Consider the following 18,509-nt stretch of genomic DNA (forward strand, 5'->3'; position numbering starts at 1 on the left):
CGCCCTGCCAGAGCGCGGGGAGCACCTGATGGATGGAAACCGGGAAGAAATTTCGCCTTGGTCATGTCGTCAACACAACTCATAGCTATGAATGAGTGATGGCCAACAACGGCCTCGCGAACAAGCCAGATTAGAGGACGTATATCGCCACATCCCAGCAAGCGGAGGGTCAATGTCAACACATTAAAAGCAAAACCCCCTCTGACGAGGGGGAATGCGTGCCCGAGGTGGGACTCGAACTGCATTCCAGCCCTTGCAAACACTGGGAACTCAAGAAAACATTCCGAATCCGAGCCAGTCCGGCCAATGTACAGCCCAGTCCGGCGCCGATTCTGTTGACATTGTCAACACGCCCTTCCTGACAGATTCTGAACAAACAGAGCGACTGCCGCTCCCCATTTCGAGGGGGCGCGGCAGTCGCTTTGTGTTAGGGGTCAGGGGCCTTACGAAATTGATTGCAGCGATCCGTTCGGCGGTGCGCCGGTATGCCTCGGCGATGAAGTCCTCGATGTCGTTGGCCCCGATGCGCCACACACCGCGGTTATCTTGCCTCGATAACAGGTGTGTGAATTGTTTGTCTTAGCACCCCCGCCCTTGGTTCCAAACTCTTTTCGCAGTCCCTGTGAGGATGGCGGCACCTCCCCGGTATCAAGAGAAATACCTCTCTGCTGATACCGAAGTTCGAGGAAGCCATCAATTGTGGGTGCTTGACCATATGATTCACTGCACGACCGTATTCATTGGTGAGTGCTGTCGTTCATCTAGATATTGGGGGAACTTTTGGAAAATCAACACGGCCCGGAACCTAAGCCACAGCCACAGCAGCCTTTGAAGTTGGAGTCCTGGCAAACACCCACTCCCCCAGTGAGCCCTCCGCAGCAACGCCGGCTTGCCACTCCGGCTCACCATCAGCCTCCTAGGATGAGTCCTCTCAAGAAACTTGCCATCTGGGGCATCATCGCCGCTGTCATCGGTGGATACTTTGGCATCAGTTCCTGGATACACACAGCATCAGACCCACGGAATAATCCTGCAAACACGTGGAGCAATGCCAAGGAAACCTGCGAGCGGATGATTCAGGACAGCGTCGGCGACAGGGAGAGACAAGACCGCAGTGATGTATATGAGCCCTCCATCAAGACCTACAAACTCAGTACGTGGGTGAACTATAACCCTGAGCCACGGCTATACAACTGCCGTCTCATTTGGAGCGGAAGTTCTTGGAAGACAGACCTGTTTGAGTGGCGGTAGGAAGTGGCATTAGCAGGGAAGTTCGAGGGCTGTCCGTTGCGGCCTGCGGTTGATTTGTTCTCAGGTGGAATCCATACAGGAATCCCAGCCGGAGCCCGTGGTGGAACCCTTGACACCTGAGCCGTCGTGGTGGGGCGCCCGTTAGCAGTCCAGCGTCTATACGGTCCTTACGAACCTTGCACAAACAAGTCGCCACCGTCAGCCCCTCTGCCAGACAAAGGACTCTGCGATGACGGGCAGCCAGAATTTAGAGGGGGCCGTAGGCCGCACTGCAGTACGGATCCCGCCAAGTAGCCAGGTCGCCTTCCACCGCTTTCCGGAGTACCACGAGCCCTGGCATCTGCGCTTCGTCGGCGTGCAGCTCACCACCGACATTGCCACCCAAGGCATCACCCTGGAGGAGTACCTCGGCGCCGCGCCCCGGTAGCCCGGCACCGTCCGTTCTTCAGGGGGTCGGAGCTTCGACCCCTCCCCCGCCACCCTCGATGAACACCTCGACTGCGACGACGTGCGCCTCGGTCAGTCCCTGGTCCGGTATTGGCTTCTCCAGAAGGACCGGCTGGTGGTGACCGTGGGCCCACTTCCTGGCATCCGGTTCGAGGACGTCGTCGATCCATACGACCGAGTCCCAGCCAGCTTCGGCGTTGGGTCGTCCCCGTCCGCGGCGCGGAGCAACAGCGTCACCCGCAGCGGCTCCACGTCCAGTTGCAGCTGGTCCTCCAAGTCGGCTGTCATCTCTGCCGGCCGGGTCGACACCCACGCGATCCGGCCGCACCTGCCCAGGCGCCGTACCAATGCTTTCTTCTCACAGGAGAGCAACGGGTCAGGCCGGACAGCACCCGGCCGCGACCGGAGCGCCGGGTTGAGAACGCCGTCGATGTCGAGCAGGATGATCGGCTTCATGGGTGCGACCCTTTCACGACCGCCCGTCATCGCCAACTGCCAGCCGGGTTCCTGCCGCCACGCGCCAGACACTGGGCGTTCGCGTGGATGCCCTCGTTGTCGTCTTCGAAAGTTCCGCCGCAGTCACTGCACTCGAACCTGAATCCGTTGGCGCTGCCGATGTAGCGTGGGTTCTCGCTGATCTCCCGCAGTCGTGCCGCCCTGGCATCTTTGGCCGTCTGGCGTGCGGCGATCTCGGTCGCGTCCCTGGTTTCAGACATCCAGAGGGCCCAGGGCCGCGGGCCGATGAACTCCGGGGGGCCTTCCTCAATGCGCGTCGGCCGGTGCACCATCTGAGGCCTGAAGGTTTGCTCCCTTGGCGGCCCAGGGCGCGCGCCCGGTTCCGGCGGCCTGGGAACGTCGACCTCCGCCGGGATACGTTCGGCAATTGCTGACCACTTCGAGTTTGGTAGCGAAGACACCCACCGCCCTTGGACCAGGTCGTTGCATGTAGGGCATGCGAACCCCAGAGGCTTACCGGGTCGGTTCACGGTGACCAACTTGCCTCGGACCAGCGAGCCGCCAGCGGCCAGAAGCCAGGCCTCGACCGGGACAAGGACACGGTCCAGGCTTTCAGGGCCCGGCCGGTATGGGCGAAGATCAATCCTCGCCGGCGGCTCCAGCAGCCGCCAGATGAGGAAAGGGTGGCCGGAGCCAGAACACCTGACGATGCTCGCCCACACATTCATCCCCGCCTTAACTGCGGGTACAGCCCCGACGTCCGGTGCCACAGCTTGAACCGTGAACAGCGAGTCCCTTTCCGCCTTGCGTTGTACCTCCTCCTGGCCCACGAGCTGTCTCGCTTTGGCTTCCTGAGCAGCCTCCACCCTGGCGGCCTCCGCTGCTTCGGCGCGCTCAGCCTCCAGTCGCTGGATGGTGTCCCACTGGTGCCGTGGCGTCCCGTGAGGCCACTTGAATCTTGGTTGCAGGACCGCGTCCACTATCGCCCCGGACCGGGCCATTTTTCCGATGAGCGGCTGGTGGTCGAGCAGTTCCATCAATTCAGCAGGATCCCCGGGCAGGTCGCTGGTCTTGCCGAAGCCCGTTATGATCATCGGCAGCTGCACCCGGAACCAATCGAAGTCTTTGGGGACAACCCACACCGGGCCGATGCCATCGTCCACGTAACGCTGGGACCGGCGCACGAACTCTTCCTGGGTCTGCGGCGAGAGCTGGACTTCGAACGCAAGCCGCCGGCCGTCCGTGTTGGTGGCCAAGACGTCGGCAGTCCAGGCCCGCTCGGGATGAGCGGCCTCCACCTCCGCGGTCCACCCCGGGGCCGCGTTGATCCTGTCCTTCAGCGCCTGCTTCATGGCCAGGTGCTGGGGCGACTCCGACTTGTGCACGACGGGGCACTCAAAGCTCGGGTAATGGGCGAAGTACTGGCGGCCCATGTGGGAGGTCACCCGTTTGGCCCGCAGCCCGCATTCAATCAGCACCAGCTCCGCATAGCGCGGATGTTTCACCAGATCACGCCACGGCCGATGAGCCAGCTCAGTCGCATCGACTCGCTCACCATTGATGTACGCCACCAGCTGCAACGAAGATCCCCCCACCACCACGCCCATTGTCACCTGGCGGTCAATCTACCTGCCGTCCGCCGACGGCGCCATCAAGAACCGTTGACGATTCGAGCCCGCCGCTACGGGCAGAGCAGGGCACCCCGGTTGGCGCAGACCCTTTGCAGGATCCTCAGGCGCCCTTGCGTTTTCCGGTATGAATAAGGCATGACCAGTTCAACGAAGGACACGCCGATCACCGTCCCTGTCGGTCCTGCCACTAATTTCTGGTGGGCATTCCAGTCCCAGAACTTCCGGCATGTCTATCTCGACGGCACCTTGTGGGCACCTTTGAAAGGCGCCGGCGGGCAGCGCGTCGCCTCTTGGGAGACATTGCATGATGTCCGGCCGGGAGACGTCGTACTGAACTTCAAGAGCCCAGCAGTTCAGGGCATCAGCCTCGTGGCCACGCTGCCGACGCCTTCTTATCCGCCGTTGCGCGGCTACAAGGAGCCAACGGACACGAACGGCATACTGGTGCTCACCGATCCTCTCTGCGAAGTCCGAATTCCACGGGAGGACGCCTACCGGATCCTGCCGCCGGGCCGGGGCCCGGTCACGGCGAAAGGCGGCTCCAACAACGGTTACGTATATTCGGTAGACCGGGACGCCGCCCTGAAGCTGCTGCACCACGCAGGGCTGGAAATCGCCAACGGTGGAGATAAAGGGCTGGACGGGGCGTGGCCTTCCGAGCAATACCTAGGCGGTCCCAGCGACACGTTGACCCTCGCCGCCGTTCGGACCGAGCAGCGCTACCTGCGGAACCAGCAGCTGCAGCTCCGGGGCAGCTCATGCTCCCTCTGCGGGCACTCCTATCCGGACGACTTCCTGGTCGCCGCCCACATCAAACCCCGCTCTAAATGCTCCGAGGCGGAGCGCATGGACACTCGCAATGTGTCCATGCTGGCATGCCTGTTCGGTTGCGATGCGCTCTTTGAGCGCGGCTACCTCATCGTCGGCACTGACGGAACCATCGGGGCCGGCAAACCGGGACACGGACAGATTGGGGACCATCTCGGGTACACCTTCGGCCGCAGCTGCCTCGCTCATGACGAACGATCGCAGGGCTACTTCGCCTGGCATCGGGAGCACCACCTGGCCGTCGCTGCTAACGAGCCCTGAGACTTGCAGGGCCAGCCTCAGGGCCGCCGACAACGATGTTGTGCCGGTCTCCCGCACCCAAAAAAGCCCTCTGAACGTGGACTCATTGACGGTTTCAGTACGTCGATCACAGACCCGCCCCTACAGTCCACCCGCCAGAAATAGATGTACTCCTCCTGTCGGGGCGTAGTTCATGAGCGCTTTGATCTGTACGCTCGCGTCCTGATCTGAAATGGAGATGCGTGCGTAGCCGAGTTTCATCAAATGCCCCCGTCGTCGCAGTCCGGGTTTCCTTGAGGACTTCGCAGACCACAACTTGTACCGCCGTTTCGCAGCTGTGAATTTCAACCATAAATGGCGGTCTTTTTGCAGCGCTAAATATCACCCTCACTGACTTCAGCTGCCGGTGCGAACGCGGCCCGCACCGGCAGTCACGTCCGTTGTCGACTCCTGCCGACTGTCTTGAAACGCTAGGGTTTCGAGGCGAAGAGGTTTCGAGACATCGAATTGGATGACGACAAGGAGCCGCCCGCCCTCAGACGGAACCCCAAGGGACGCAAATGACGGCTATCGGTAGGCTGGGCCCATGGCGTTGGGGGACGCGGCGCAGCCGCAAGCAGTTCGGTCATACAGGGTAGCCCTGGATGCCTACGGGTTCATCAGGGGCTGGCTGATCGCGACCTCGCTCTGGGTAGGTCTACTGCTGCTAGTGGTTGCGGCGTACTTTGGCGTACCCGCCGTGCGGAATGGGACTGACGCTGGCCACATGTGGGGCTTATTGGGCATGACGGTTTTTTATGGCTTCGGAGTTGCCTTGGTGTTCGCCGCGCCACTGGCCTGGGTGTTGGCCTACCTGTTGCGCCCGGTCCGGGAACAATGGGTCCATATCGGAGCCTTTTTCGTTGTACCAACTTTCGCGTTCTGGCTGTTGGGCAGCGTCCTGGGTTTTGGCTGGCAGGCCGTGATGCTAATACCGTGGGCCATCGTTGGCGTAGCGGCGGCCGTAGGCCGTTGGGCGGTCCGCAAGGACGTCCTCTTCATTGATTCTGCAGCGCCCCCGCTTGATTATCCTGGCGGCTGGTCATGAGTCGAATCCTATGCGGTCACCCAACTAGGCGGTTGCTCTAATCGTGCCGGGACGGTTGGTGACGCCCAGGTGCAGTTACCATGATGGCGATCCGTTAGCCCTTTACTAAAAGGTCCTTCAAGTCGGTTCGGATGGCCTCCGCGGCCCCTTGGATGTCGGGGTAGATAGTGGCCCGGTTATAGGAATACCTAGCATTTAGGACCTCACGAATTTCGCGTTTCGCCTTGGCGGTGATCCGTATCGTGAAACTGGGGGGAAGTTGTTTCGCAAGCCTGCGGCCTACGGGCCTTCCCGGGCGCGAGAACCGGACGCTTATGGATCCGCTGGCCAATCGATCTGTAATCTTCCAGGGCTCCTTGCCACCCGGCTTCAGAAAGTGCTTGTCTAAGTCAGGGGAATCTAAGGGAACACCGTCGAGGATAAACGCAGCATTCTGGGCGGAAATTCTGCTTTCGTAGAGGGGTGGGACCCAGAATCGGCGAAGTCTTCCGGTTCCCCATTGGTTATCTTGCCGTATCTGGTCAGATTCCAAGGCATGCCAGAACGGCAGTGCCTGGCCAGCGTCATGGCGTCCAATCTTGCTTCCCTGGTCCTGCCGGTCCCGTTCGGTGTCGTCGTCTGGCATGGTCGAGGTTGCCAAGGCAAAAATTCTGCAGTCTTTGTCATCGGTCTCGTCATTCGCCTCCGTTGCGAACCAGGCAGCGATGAGCGGATTTCGAGAAACATCAAGAAGGCGCGTTGGTGCTCCGAAGTGTTGTAGCCGCGCGAAGGTGGACATGGCGCTGTCATCATCGAACCGCCAATGTTCTCGAACATGATCAAGGATGCTGGCTTCAGCCATGACCATGTCAGCTTCGGTCGGGAAGCGTTCTTCCTCCCGATGCTTTTCGTGCGGTGAGCGAACACCGTTCGCTGCCCACAGTGCGCGAAAAAGGGAGCTGTGCAGCGGCCAGTCGGCGTCTCGCTGGCCCCGCCATAGGAAGCGCGATTTCTGATGGTTCCCCATGAGAATGGAAGACTCGTTGTGGAACTCCTCAAAGCTATCAACCTCAGATTCGTACTGCTCAAAATAACTAGAGGATCGCATCATCTCGGGCGAATACGCGTGATTCCTACCAGCGCTGACACTCTTTAGCGCAGGGTACGTCAGAGATCGAACCGCAGACAGGTTGGAGTAATTGGCACGAAGAGATTCCGCCAGCGCGGGGAGTCCCCCACCGAGGCTCTTCAGCATCTGTTCCTGCTGCTTCACAAACTGCTCCCCCAACAGAGCCGTCCGATCCAACCCACCAAGACTCTTCAGCATCTGCTCCTGCTGCTTCACAAACTGCTCCCCCAACAGAGCCGTCCGATCCAACCCACCAAGACTCTTCAGCATCTGCTCCTGCTGCTTCACAAACTGCTCCCCCAACAGAGCCGTCCGATCCAACCCACCAAGACTCTTCAGCATCTGCTCCTGCTGCTTCACAAACTGCTCCCCCAACAGAGCCGTCCGATCCAACCCACCAAGACTCTTCAGCATCTGCTCCTGCTGCTTCACAAACTGCTCCCCCAACAGAGCCGTCCGATCCAACCCACCAAGACTCTTCGACGCTCTTGAGGGAGCCTCGCCGCGGGGCTTACTTTTTGGGGGCAGCGTGTTGTCGGCACTTTCGGTGTGATCATTCTCCATGAGGGCATTATCCAGTGTCCGAACTAACCAACTCACATCGGGCTGCCGTCGTCAATCGACCGCCGAACCCGCACATGAATACTCAGTTCATCTGCGGGTGGTGCCCACTCCAATCCTCACCTGAGTCAGGGCTGATCCCGGGCAGCGCGCACAGTTGGGTGGTGTAAGGCTTCAAGCACTACCCCAGTGAGAGTCCGCCGCGGATTGACCTTGAAGTGTGGCGGGTGCAGGCACGGCTTGGCAGGCGCCGCGAGCTGGTCACGTTTAACCTGGTCCGGGACCAGGATCGGGTTCCCTGGCTGCGGCGTCCGCCGCAACCACAGCTGCCGCTGGGCCGGCGATGAACGGAACGGGATTACGAACTCATGGAAGATCACCGGCCACATCGCGGCTCTGCCTTCGAGGAACGAGTCGATGGAGAATCTCGAAAAGTCAAGCTTTGTCAACAGTAAAAAGACAAAAAGTCTCTGACCTGCGGAAACACTGTGCCCGAGGTGGGACTCGAACTGCATTCCTGGCCTTGCTAACATTGGGAAGCCGCGAAAACATAAGCAATCAGAGCCCGACCGGCCGATATTCGGCCCAGTCCGCCGCCAAATCTGTTGACAGTGTCAACACCCACTCCTGACCAATCTGATCCACTCGCTGACGGACCGCTTGCTGACTCGCGCGAGGCATCCGCCGACCAGTATTTTTGCAGTCGCGGTTAACGGCTGAGGGCCCCGCGTCGCCTGGCCGCGGGACCCTCAGTAATCCATAACAGGGAACCTGCCCCTGTCTTCCTCTACAGTTTAGTCCTATGGCCGCAGCGCACCAAACACCAATCGAACTGGTCCTTCAGCACAGGATCAGCCCCGAGCGCCTGGCACCGTACATCCGCGAGACACCCACCCTGCATGAGGCGATCCGGCTCTACCGTTGGAACATTGACCTCTCAGGCGCCGTCTACGAAGCCCTGCACGTCTTTGAAGTCGTCCTCCGCAACGCCGTGGACGAACAACTCTGCAGGTGGAACGCCTCCCAGATGGATCCTGACACCGGCCGGAGTCATTCATCAGACTGGCTCATCGACCCGAGCGCCTTGCTACTCCGCGTCGCCGGCCGCGACATCCCTGATGCCAGGCGTCGTGCACTTAAATCGACCACACGCAGGCCACAGGGCCAACGAGACCCCATGCACGCAGACATCCTTGCCGCGATGTCCCTCGGAACCTGGCGCTTCATCCTGCCCGGGCGCCACGACGCCGGCAAACAACGCCTCTGGGACGAAGCACTCCACAGAGCATTTCCACACCTACGCAGAACACCACGTGAACTCGAACGGGCAGTTGAGGGCGTCTACCACCTCCGGAACCGGGTTGCCCACCTGGAACCCATCATCAACAGCAACGTCCGAGCCCAACTGGTCAACATGCGAACCGTCATCGGCGCCATCGACCCGCGACTACTCTCCTGGTTCACCAGCACCGAACGCATCAGCACATCACTCACGACGCGCCCCTCCCCCACCTAGAACTGACAGAGAGCACAACCACGCTAAGAGCCCACGATGGCAAATTCGATGCTACGACAATGCAGATGGCACGAACGTCCTAGGTCAGCTACCTGGTCTTAGGTGACGTGAGATGGAAGACCTGCCATGTCCAGCAATTCTGGACATAGAAGCCTAGGCTTGGACTATGGCAACTGCTACGGAAACCCTTGAAGCAACCCTCAGCGATGTCGAGTACCGAACTCTGAAAGTGCTGGCGGGAAGCATTACTCCGCGCTCCGGGCGCGAAGTTGCATCTGAACTGAAAGTGTCACCAACTACAGCAAACGGGGCGCTGGCGACGTTGTCGGACGCTGGCTTCGCCGGCTCTAAGAAGTCTGGGCGAGCAATTCTGTGGCAACTTGCAGTCTCTAATCCTCTGATCAGCGCATGGTTGGAAGAGGTTGCACCTGCAGAAAACCCGCCTTCGCCGGCAAACGGGTCGAGTCCGTATTCGACCGGAGGTGGAGGTGTTCGCCTGGAGCACTCGTACGCCGCATGTCTGATCGCGAGGTTCCTTGGCGGCGACTCCGTTTCGGAGCTCGGCGACGCCATATCGGTCGACTCGATTCGGCTCCAGGCCAGCGACCTCAGCGAGGTAGATGATCTCCTACTTGAGGGCCGCGACGCTCACGGACGAACACACCGGGCATCTATCGCGGTCCGCAGGAGTCCGGCCCTGACCAACAGTGATAGCGCATCGGTCCCGTTGATCCGTGATTTCCTGACAATCGTGACGGACCACTGGTCGGAGGCATCGTCGGGGCTATGGCATCTCGTCCTCGCAGTCTCGACTAGCGCCAACGCGGTCACCCAACTGGCCGAACTCGCGGAGCTTGCGCGGTCCCTTCCCAATGGCGAAGAGCTGGCCAAGCGTCTGACACAGTCCGGGCGAACCAATGCTGGAGTTCGTGACAGGTACGCCCACATCCAAGGACTCGTGGGGCAAGCGGCAAGCGGCCTTTCCTCTGCTCGTGGGCTGAGTAGTCAAGAACTGACCTGGAGGCTTCTCTCATGTCTCACAACTCGAAGCTTGCGCCTGGAGAGAACGGGCCGAGAAGACCGGACGGCGGCGGTGAACGCGCTGCAGCGAATGCTCAGTGACGGCACCCCAGTGGTGGCAGATGCTCTGTTTTCACGCATCGAGGAACTTGTCGGGGAATGGGCACCGCAAGCAGCAGTGCTCACGCAGTCAGTGATTCGCCGGAGCTTGAGCAACTACCCCATTTTGAGCTCTGCCCGTTATGCCAGCGCCTGGGCAGCGTTCGACAGGCTGGGGGTTCAGCTGCGTGAATCTGTTCGACCGGCATTGCGCTCTGGAACCCAAGAACTTGAGTTGGATCGCTCCGAGGAACGAACTCGACTCCTAGACCACATACGGACGACAGGGTCTTCTGGCAGTGCCCTCGTGGTCACGGGCGACCCTGATGTAGGGAAATCCGCATTGTCGTTGAGGGCAGCCGAAGCCATCCAGCGCAACGGTGGGGCCGTCACCTCCCTCAGCCTGCGCGATCTCCCTCTGAACCTGTCTGAGCTCGAAAGTCAGTTGAGCGGGCACTCGCTGGACGAGGTGATGGGAGCTGGACCGGCGCGTCCGATAAGGCTTCTATTGATTGATGGCGCAGAGTCTGTTCTCGAAGGCAAGGGCCAGGTCTTCCGCATGGTGGCCGGATCCGCTTTGCGGGCGGGTATCGGTGTGGTGGCAGTGACGCGAACGGACGGGTCACGTCAGGTTCGAGATGAATTGGCTCGCGCTTGTGAGCTTGCTGGACTGCGAAGTGCCCCAGCGGAACACGTTGTGGGGCCGTTGACCGCCTCAGAATGCGAAGAGCTTCCGGCCACCTTCTTGCCCCTGGCGCGACTGGCCAGCGATCCGCGTGCGAATTGGCTCCTGGGGCGCCCCGGCCTCGTAGACGCGTTGCTACGCACAGACGTTGATCTCGATCCGGGCGACCTGCTCTGCGAGGCGGACGTGTTCTCGACAGTGTGGCGGAGCCTTATCCGTCAGAATGAGGTGCATGTTGTGGGCTCCGCGTCACCGGATGATCGGGAACAGGCTGCTCTGCGCGTCGCCAGGCGCACGCTGGGCGTTCCGGCTGACTCGCCGCACGGTCTTGGCCCTGCTGAACTCCGCTCCGCTGGTGTGCTTCGCATGCCGAACAACCCTTCATTTGCACCGGGAGATGAGTTCACCACCGATCTGTTCCGTGATTTCGCTCTTTGCCGGCTCTTCATAACGAACGGCTGGGATTTGCTCGTCGCAGCAGGGGCACCTCGCTGGTCGATCCGGTCGGCGCGCCTCGGATGCCAGACCGCGCTCCTCAACGACAGCCGTCTGGCAACTTGGACGGCTCTTACAGCTAAGTTCCGCGACGTTGCGAAAGAGCAAGGCGAACGATGGCTGGAGATCCCCTACGAAGCTCTCCTCACGCTAGGAGACGCGGAGTCTGCTGTGCGTGAACTGTGGGACATGCTCACCGCAGAAAGCTATGCTCCCCTGTTGACTCTTCTCCGTCTGGCGGAGGCTCGGTATGTGAGCGGAACGATTGGGGACGCATTTGCGCTCGCTCCTCTCGTGAAGGTCGCTTTCGCCGAACGACCGAAGATTGAACGTGGGCCGCGGCTTGGGAATCGAGACCTGCACGAGGTCATCCGTGGACTCGTCCTGGCCTGGTTACGCGGAATGGCAACTTCTCACCAAGGACAGGATCAGCTCCGCCAAGAGGTTCGAGATGTCATCCTCGCGGGCGATCCACCGCTGTACGACAAGTTCACGATCGAGGCGCTGGCAACGCTGGGGTCGGATCTCGACGACCGTGCGGAGGCTTGGCTCCGCACGGTCGCGAAAGAAAGGCCGGGAAGCCTCAACCCTGCTGTGGAGTCGATCGTTGTTGGCGTCAGCATGTCTGAGGCGAACCCAAGCCTGCTCTTGGACCTGGCCGAGGCGTACTATATCGAGCTACCCGATCCTGACGAACACTGGGCCCACAGCCACCTTATGGATGACGGCATCCGGGACTTCAGGCACGGGCTTGGCACGGGATTCGGATCACCACAATCGGCTTGGTACTACGGTCCCTTCTTCCGCTTGCTCAACGCCATTCCTGCAGAAGCCATCGGGCTTATCAACCGGATGCTGGACCACGCCGCCAAATTCCGGGTCGGCCAACAACCAGCGGGTTACATCGAGGGCAATCCCGAAGCCCTCGAGGGGGTAGAGCTTGATCTTCCGGAAACCGGCCGTCGGCTCTTCCTTGGCGACAGCCACGTTTGGGCTTGGTATCGAGGAACCAGCGTCGGACCCTACGCCTGCATGAGCGCGCTACTGGCGGTGGAACGCTTCGCCGACCACCTGCACGAGGTACTGAAACTGCCGGTTGAGACAATCCTTAGACTACTTCTTCGCGACTGCCACAACCTCGCCATTCCCGGACTGGTCGTTGGGTTCCTGACTCGGCACCTTGACGGAGCCGGAACGCTCCTTGACCCATTCCTCGCTTCCCCAGCGGTCTGGCACTTGGAGACTGCTCGCGTCACCGGTGACTATGGTTTCCGAGTCCGAGACGCCGATGCTGACAAGCTATCCGGGACGGACCGACGAAGGTACACGTTCCACGAAACCGTAGGCTCGATGGTAGTCAACGCCCGACTCGCGGGCGACGACGAGCGACTCGATCAGTTGCGGGTCATCGGCACCAAACTCCTTGAGAACGCAAGAGCCGAACAAGGAGACGCTCCACGCGACGGGGACGATATCGCGGTGATCGAGAGCTGGGCGGAAGAGTTCCGCATCGAGAACTATAGCGCCAGCGAGAGCGGTGACCAGTTCATGATTCAGTTCGAACGGCCCGAACGGATCGAACAGGTCCTTGCTCCCCGCACTGCTGAACTTCAAAAAACGAACACCCTTTATGGTCTCCAGAACCGGTATGCGCATCACAACGACGACCCTGAGAACTGGCCCGTCGAAAATATCCAGGAGGACCTTTTGACTGCCCTCCGAATCGATGAGGACAGCGAGGTGCCGGAGGGCATGCTGTGGCCGGAGAACGCTCTTGTGGCTGTCGCCGCGGCGGCCGTGCGGGCCCATGCCTTGGGACTGGCGGCACTGGAGTCATCTCATCTTGCGTGGGCGGCGGACGCCGTGATGTGGGCTGCGGAGAATCCACAAGTCGACGGCATGAGTTTCAGTGGAACGATGTTCTCAATGGGAGCAGATCGAGCGGCTGCCGCGTCGACTCCTCTGCTCCTGCTTGAACGGTTCGACGAGATGGGCCTCGACCAAGAGCGAGTCGAGAGGTGTCTGCGGTCGCTCGCGACGAGCATGTTCGATGAGGTACGTGCAATCTTCGTTAAAGGATGCGGCCCAGTGTGGGACGCTCAATGTGATATCGACCAAGCAACGAGACGATGCCGTCGCCATCAGCCAGCGTGGGAAGCTGCGGTCGCGGGGTTGGCAGACTCTCTGCTGGGCCCATGGGATCAGCAGACCCAACGGCGGCGGCTGGGTTCGCTCTCAGCCCCCTTCCACGAGACATTGCCGGCTGTCACTGATGAGAGTTTGCTTGTCAACCACCTTCGGACGCCACTCGCATGCATGGTGGATGCCCGAAACATTGCGTGCATCCACAGCGCGGTCGAAGACCTCTGGGCACCTCTCTGGGACGCCCACCGTAGAGGGCTCGCTCACTGGTGGAAGGAGGGGTACGACCACCATTCGCATATCGATCACGAGCCGATCGCTCGACGGATGATCGAAGTCGTGCTGGGTGGCGACCGCGACCCTATCAAATCCCACGTTGAGTCGTTCGCCGCTGACTCGAACGCGCTACATCTACTCTTTGATGGATTCGCGACCGTGTTTACCTACGACGAAGCTCTTAGAGAGTCGATGCCGGACTTTTGGCCGTGGGCCATGGAGATCGCGTTAGATGTCGTCGGCGATGGCAGTCAACTTCGTTCACAACGTCACTGGTTCGATTACTTGACGGCGGCTTTGCTTCCCACTCCGAGCCCGAGGTCATGGGACTCAAACATCGATGCAACCCTTGCTCGTTGCCGAGAGAAGTGGCTGCAGCCCGAGGCGCTCGGTCACCTTGAGGGCCGTTGGTTGGTCCTCGCGCGTCATGAACCAAAGGCTGTCGACGCGACAGTCAAATTCGCTAAGGGTACGCCGCGTGTATGGCAGACAACTGTGGCGTTAACCTGGATCGAAACGATCATTGACGGCCGTTTTGATCTGTTCGCGAACCATCTCTGGCTTCTTGAGGAGTGGTTGATAGAGCTTCGCCGCGCTGGCTTGATTCTCGGCGAGGTAAAGAGTCACTACCACCGGATCGTTGATGGACTGGCGGCGGCGGGCGATCGCGGGGCCGTCAGACTTCAGCAGCTCGACGAGTAGCCCTCTGAATATGCCGCGGCCAGCCTTATCTTGCCAGCGGACACACATCACCGGCGCAACCCCGATGGGGCGGTGATGTGATGGTTGTTGTGCACAAGGAAAATTGGTGCGCGGCCGTTGGGCTGAGCGAGCACGGGCACGTACGGTCGAAGCAAAATATGGCGCGCAACTGCGTCTTAGAGCGGATAGTCCTTGGCGTCGGGCCAGGGCTCTTTCCAGTCTCGGTTTTGCGGGTGGCTCGATAGCCACTGGCGGATGTTGATCAGGACCTCGTCGACGTCGTGCAGGAGGTCCCGTTGCTTGCGGATGAACGTGTGGTCAGTCACGTTGGTGCGAAGGGCGTGAGCAGGCTTCTGCCGCGCAGCGCGGATCGCGCGTAAGGGTTTCAGTGCCCACTTCGCGTTATCCGCTGTTACGTGGTTCATCGTCATGAACAGCTCGAGCCGGCTGATCGTTCCCAGGCGATCTTTTCGATCGTTCTCCCGTGGAACCCCGGCCCTTTCCAAGGCCGCACCGTCGATGTTGTCCGACAGGAGTTTGTCGAATGAGTGAATGAAATGGTCCCATTCCCGCTGGTCCGCCCGGAGGATCCACCCAAAGTCTTCAGGCAGCTCGTGCGACCGAAAAAGACGCGCCCCCCACACGTTCTCGAACAAGTCGCTGATTGCTTTGAGCTCCTGGGAGAGCCGGGCAAACGGTCCTATGCCGTCCGGCCAGTGACCCATCTGTGAGGCATACCAGACGGGGTGAGGGGTGATGCCCTCGTCATCGACTTGAAAGCTCGCCCAGCGCTGCTAGTGCTCAGGTGTCAAGTCGTCCAAGTCGCCATAGAAGGCCGCGACGCGTCGGACGATAGGGGCCTCGGGGACTTCTGGGTCGTATTGGCGCATGTCGTAGGCAATGCCGAGGTGCATAAGCCCGACTTTGTCCTTCTTCGGTTGGTCCTTATTGTCGTATGCCTCGTCGGACAGCCAGAAGTTTATGCCGAAGTCGCTCATACCGAACCTGTAGCGAGCATCGTTGCGATAGCCCTCGAGCACGTCCGGGCTGAAGAAAGCGAGCTCCAATGTGGACCGGCCACGCGCCATGGCTCTGGCGAACGGGGCATCTTCAAACTTCCTGGGCAGCTTCATCCCCTTCAGCGCCTTCGCCTTGGGATAAAGGCACACACCGTAGTCATCATCGGAGAGCCCGCGAAGCTCTTCGATCTGCTCGGCGACGGTCCTCCTCGAAGGCCAGGGGCGGACGTGAATGTTCAGGTAGTCACTCGGTCCTATGACTTCGATTAGGTCGGCTCGGGCCAGTGCGACCGCTGCCTCTAATTCATCGCACGAGTTCCGGGTCGTGTTGATGTGCAGTCCGTTGAAGTCTGCCGACTTCATGTAGCGCTGCTTCACCTTCTTCAGCAGCTCTCGCGCGGGCGGGGGGAGGTCATCGTTTGCGGCCATGGTGTTCTAACCTCTAAGCCAAGGTGAATCGTGGCTCAGTTTGCTTGCCGGCTCCGGCTGCGTCTGCTCAACGTCGGGAGCAGTCTTGTCGTCGACGGATACAACCACACAGCGGTCTACGAACTTAGCGAGGACGCTCAAAGTCGCGAGCTGTTCCAGCCCGTGCTGCTCGGTGAAGTCTTCTGCGACATGCGTCGCTGGGTTCCGGATCACCATATTGACTCCAGGGGCGAAGCTCAGCAGTCCGGCCTGCATCGTTTTGACGTCCTGGTCGTCCGAGTCGCCTGGCCAGCGCAGTCGAGGCTTTCCCTCCTGAGGGTCGGCGATAGCGAAGGCCTGTTGCCACAGAGAAGTGTCATTCGCGTTGTTCCGACAGGTGAGGTGCTTCATTTGGCCGCTGACGGCTTCTGCGGCGGCCGCAACTGCTTGCCGGAGGTGGCCGTCGTTCCAAAGACGTTGGGCCGCGGCCCACACCAAAGGGTGCAATAGCGAGGGCTCGATCGTTGGCGACGACAGCGCTTCGGCCTTCGCCTTGAGGCCATCCAGCCGGCCCGCGGCCTGGAGGCAGCAGCCTCTCACGACAGGGGCGTCGAGCAGCGGCTTCGGCTCGAGCATCCGCTGCCAATTTACGAATGGGTCAAGCACCCCGGCTCCCTGGACTGCGATTCGGACGCCAGTGACGCTGCTGAGATCCATGAGCGCACCGGCGAGGCGGTTCAGTTCATCAGTGAGAACTCGGACGCGTGCCTTGTCTGCGCTGTCCTTCGACAGGACAGCAGGTGCCATCCCCACGGCCATACCCCCGAACCCAGAGTTTTCGACATGGTGTGTCATAAATTCCTCGAACGTCGTCGAGAACTCGTCGAGCCGCATCGCTAGGAAGTCCAGATAGTCGCTATTCGTCCGAACGTCCATGTCTCCCCTGAATCAGTCGAGGCATTCGCACCCGAAGTCGTCTACAGCCGTAGGTCGGTCACCTGCCACAAGTCTGCCTGACTTGCGCCGACTTTCACGAACTGGCGGCCCTGCGTGCTTTGCGCTCGCGCACGTGTTGGACGTGGAGGTCGAGCCTCACTTTAACGGCCAATAGTCGTGCCCATTAGGATGCTGTTGGTAATATCGGGGCCATTCGCCGGCTGACAGTATGCCGTGCGCTAGTCCCTTAGGGCTTCCCGAGACAGCTTACGTACATTAATCGCATAGAATCGTCAAGCTTTGTCAACACTGAACGACGAAAAAGCTGCTGACCTGCGGTAACACTGTGCCCGAGGTGGGACTCGAACTGCATTCCAGCCCCTGCGAACACTTGTGAACCCGCGAAAACATGCGGAATCCGGAGCAATCCGACCCGAGTACGACCCGATCTGTCGCCCGGTGGGTGGACATTGTCCACACACTTTTTGTCTTGATGCAGCAACGCAAGACGGGGCAACGACACCGTCGCCTAGCCCGGCACCTTCGAGCACATCGAATGTCCTTTCCTTCTTCAACAATGGTCATCGCTCCAGTCGCCGCCCCAGTCATCTCATGGCGTGACAGGCAGAAACCGACACGAAGTACGGGTGTTGATTCTTCGTAGAAGCCGTGAACTGTCGCAATGTTTCCCCGGGTAAGGCAAAACAATAATTACATCTCAAATGAGAAATTGTTCTTGACTAGGTGATGTACCCGCCGTAGGCTCAATGTGTGCGCTGAAGCACCAGAAGACCCCGCAGTGAACGTCGAGAAGAGGCACTTCCATGGAGCACCCGTCACCCTTTGATCTGACCGGGCGGGCAGCCCTGGTCACGGGATCCAGCAGGGGGATCGGTAAGGCGCTGGCGAGCGGCCTCGCGAGGGCCGGTGCCGCTGTCGTGCTTCATGGCCTGGACCCTGCCCGGCTGGAAGCGACCAGCAAAGAGCTGGCGGTCATCTTCGGGGAGGACAGGGTGGGCGCGGTCTCGTTCGATATCACTAACGAGGATGGCGTGGCCGCCGGTGTTGCCCACGCCGAAGCCACCTACGGTCCGCTGGACATCCTGGTGAACAACGCCGGCATCCAGCACCGCGTGCCCTTGCTTGATCTCGACGTCGACGATTGGAACAGGGTGCTGGCCACCGACCTTACCAGCGCGTTCCTGGTTGGGCGTGAGGTTGCCCGGAGGATGCTGGAACGCAAGCGAGGCAAGATCATCAACATCGGTTCGGTCCAGTCGGACTTGGCCCGCCCCACCATCGGCGCCTACGCGGCCGCAAAGGGCGGACTGCGCAACCTCACCCGGGCCATGACCGCGGAATGGGCCGGCCAGGGCCTGCAGATCAACGGGATTGCTCCCGGCTACATCCATACCGAAATGACTCAGGCCCTCGTGGACGATGAGGCCTTCAACTCCTGGATTCTCGGCCGTACGCCGGCGGGACGCTGGGGAACCATGGACGATCTGTCCGGGCCCGTCTGCTGGCTTGCCTCCGAGGCGTCCAACTACGTCAACGGACAGACAATTTTCATCGACGGCGGAATGACAGTGGTGGTCTGAC

The 18,509-nt window shown here is 60.5% G+C and carries 13 protein-coding genes; 7 read left to right on the forward strand and 6 right to left on the reverse strand.

The window, feature by feature from the left end; genetic code table 11:
• Window positions 1-921: 921 nt before the first annotated feature.
• Together AC1MCA_RS01295 and AC1MCA_RS01300 are read left to right on the forward strand one after the other, a co-directional pair.
• On the forward strand, window positions 922-1,251 hold the full coding sequence (locus AC1MCA_RS01295; RefSeq protein ID WP_479800644.1) for a hypothetical protein: 330 nt from the start codon (window positions 922-924) through the stop codon (window positions 1,249-1,251).
• Window positions 1,252-1,480: 229 nt separating this feature from the next.
• Window positions 1,481-1,678 (forward strand): hypothetical protein, encoded by a 198-nt coding sequence (locus AC1MCA_RS01300; protein WP_479800646.1) that lies wholly within the window; start codon window positions 1,481-1,483, stop codon window positions 1,676-1,678.
• A 92-nt stretch (window positions 1,679-1,770) separates the two neighbouring features.
• On the opposite strand, the gene AC1MCA_RS01305 is transcribed toward AC1MCA_RS01300, so the two are convergent.
• Both AC1MCA_RS01305 and AC1MCA_RS01310 read right to left on the reverse strand, forming a co-directional pair.
• A complete protein-coding gene (locus AC1MCA_RS01305) occupies window positions 1,771-2,154 on the reverse strand; it encodes an HAD domain-containing protein (RefSeq protein ID WP_479800648.1) in 384 nt (127 codons plus the stop codon).
• A gap of 26 nt (window positions 2,155-2,180) precedes the next feature.
• Window positions 2,181-3,659: a competence protein CoiA family protein gene (locus AC1MCA_RS01310; RefSeq protein WP_479800650.1), complete on the reverse strand. Its 1,479-nt coding sequence runs from the start codon at window positions 3,657-3,659 to the stop codon at window positions 2,181-2,183.
• A gap of 261 nt (window positions 3,660-3,920) precedes the next feature.
• Between AC1MCA_RS01310 and AC1MCA_RS01315 the strand changes: the two genes are divergently transcribed.
• Complete coding sequence (locus AC1MCA_RS01315; RefSeq protein ID WP_479800652.1) at window positions 3,921-4,874, forward strand: HNH endonuclease; 954 nt, start codon at window positions 3,921-3,923, stop codon at window positions 4,872-4,874.
• 565 nt (window positions 4,875-5,439) lie between these two features.
• Entirely contained in the window at window positions 5,440-5,940 is a 501-nt protein-coding gene (locus tag AC1MCA_RS01320; protein ID WP_479800654.1) for a hypothetical protein, read from the forward strand.
• 94 nt (window positions 5,941-6,034) lie between these two features.
• Here AC1MCA_RS01320 and AC1MCA_RS01325 read toward each other — a convergent pair whose 3' ends face one another.
• A complete protein-coding gene (locus AC1MCA_RS01325) occupies window positions 6,035-7,480 on the reverse strand; it encodes an FRG domain-containing protein (protein ID WP_479800655.1) in 1,446 nt (481 codons plus the stop codon).
• Between the two features lie 931 nt (window positions 7,481-8,411).
• On the opposite strand from AC1MCA_RS01325, the gene AC1MCA_RS01330 reads away from it, so the two are divergent.
• Both AC1MCA_RS01330 and AC1MCA_RS01335 read left to right on the forward strand, forming a co-directional pair.
• Window positions 8,412-9,125, forward strand: a complete 714-nt coding sequence (locus AC1MCA_RS01330; RefSeq protein ID WP_479800657.1) for a hypothetical protein — start codon at window positions 8,412-8,414, stop codon at window positions 9,123-9,125.
• 166 nt (window positions 9,126-9,291) lie between these two features.
• The gene (locus AC1MCA_RS01335; protein ID WP_479800659.1) at window positions 9,292-14,544 is read left to right on the forward strand and encodes a hypothetical protein; all 5,253 of its coding nucleotides are present in this window, start codon (window positions 9,292-9,294) and stop codon (window positions 14,542-14,544) included.
• 176 nt (window positions 14,545-14,720) lie between these two features.
• Here the strand turns inward: AC1MCA_RS01335 and AC1MCA_RS01340 are convergent, their stop codons facing one another.
• The 3 genes from AC1MCA_RS01340 to AC1MCA_RS01350 form a co-directional block, all read right to left on the reverse strand.
• Window positions 14,721-15,269: a hypothetical protein gene (locus AC1MCA_RS01340; RefSeq protein ID WP_479800660.1), complete on the reverse strand. Its 549-nt coding sequence runs from the start codon at window positions 15,267-15,269 to the stop codon at window positions 14,721-14,723.
• Between the two features lie 69 nt (window positions 15,270-15,338).
• Complete coding sequence (locus AC1MCA_RS01345) at window positions 15,339-15,992, reverse strand: hypothetical protein (protein ID WP_479800662.1); 654 nt, start codon at window positions 15,990-15,992, stop codon at window positions 15,339-15,341.
• Between the two features lie 6 nt (window positions 15,993-15,998).
• The gene (locus AC1MCA_RS01350) at window positions 15,999-16,907 is read right to left on the reverse strand and encodes a TIGR02391 family protein (RefSeq protein WP_479800664.1); all 909 of its coding nucleotides are present in this window, start codon (window positions 16,905-16,907) and stop codon (window positions 15,999-16,001) included.
• A gap of 824 nt (window positions 16,908-17,731) precedes the next feature.
• Here AC1MCA_RS01350 and AC1MCA_RS01355 point away from each other — a divergent pair.
• Complete coding sequence (locus AC1MCA_RS01355) at window positions 17,732-18,508, forward strand: SDR family oxidoreductase (RefSeq protein ID WP_479800666.1); 777 nt, start codon at window positions 17,732-17,734, stop codon at window positions 18,506-18,508.
• The last annotated feature ends 1 nt before the right edge of the window (window position 18,509 follow it).

This window comes from Arthrobacter sp. BK1 (genome assembly GCF_056680055.1).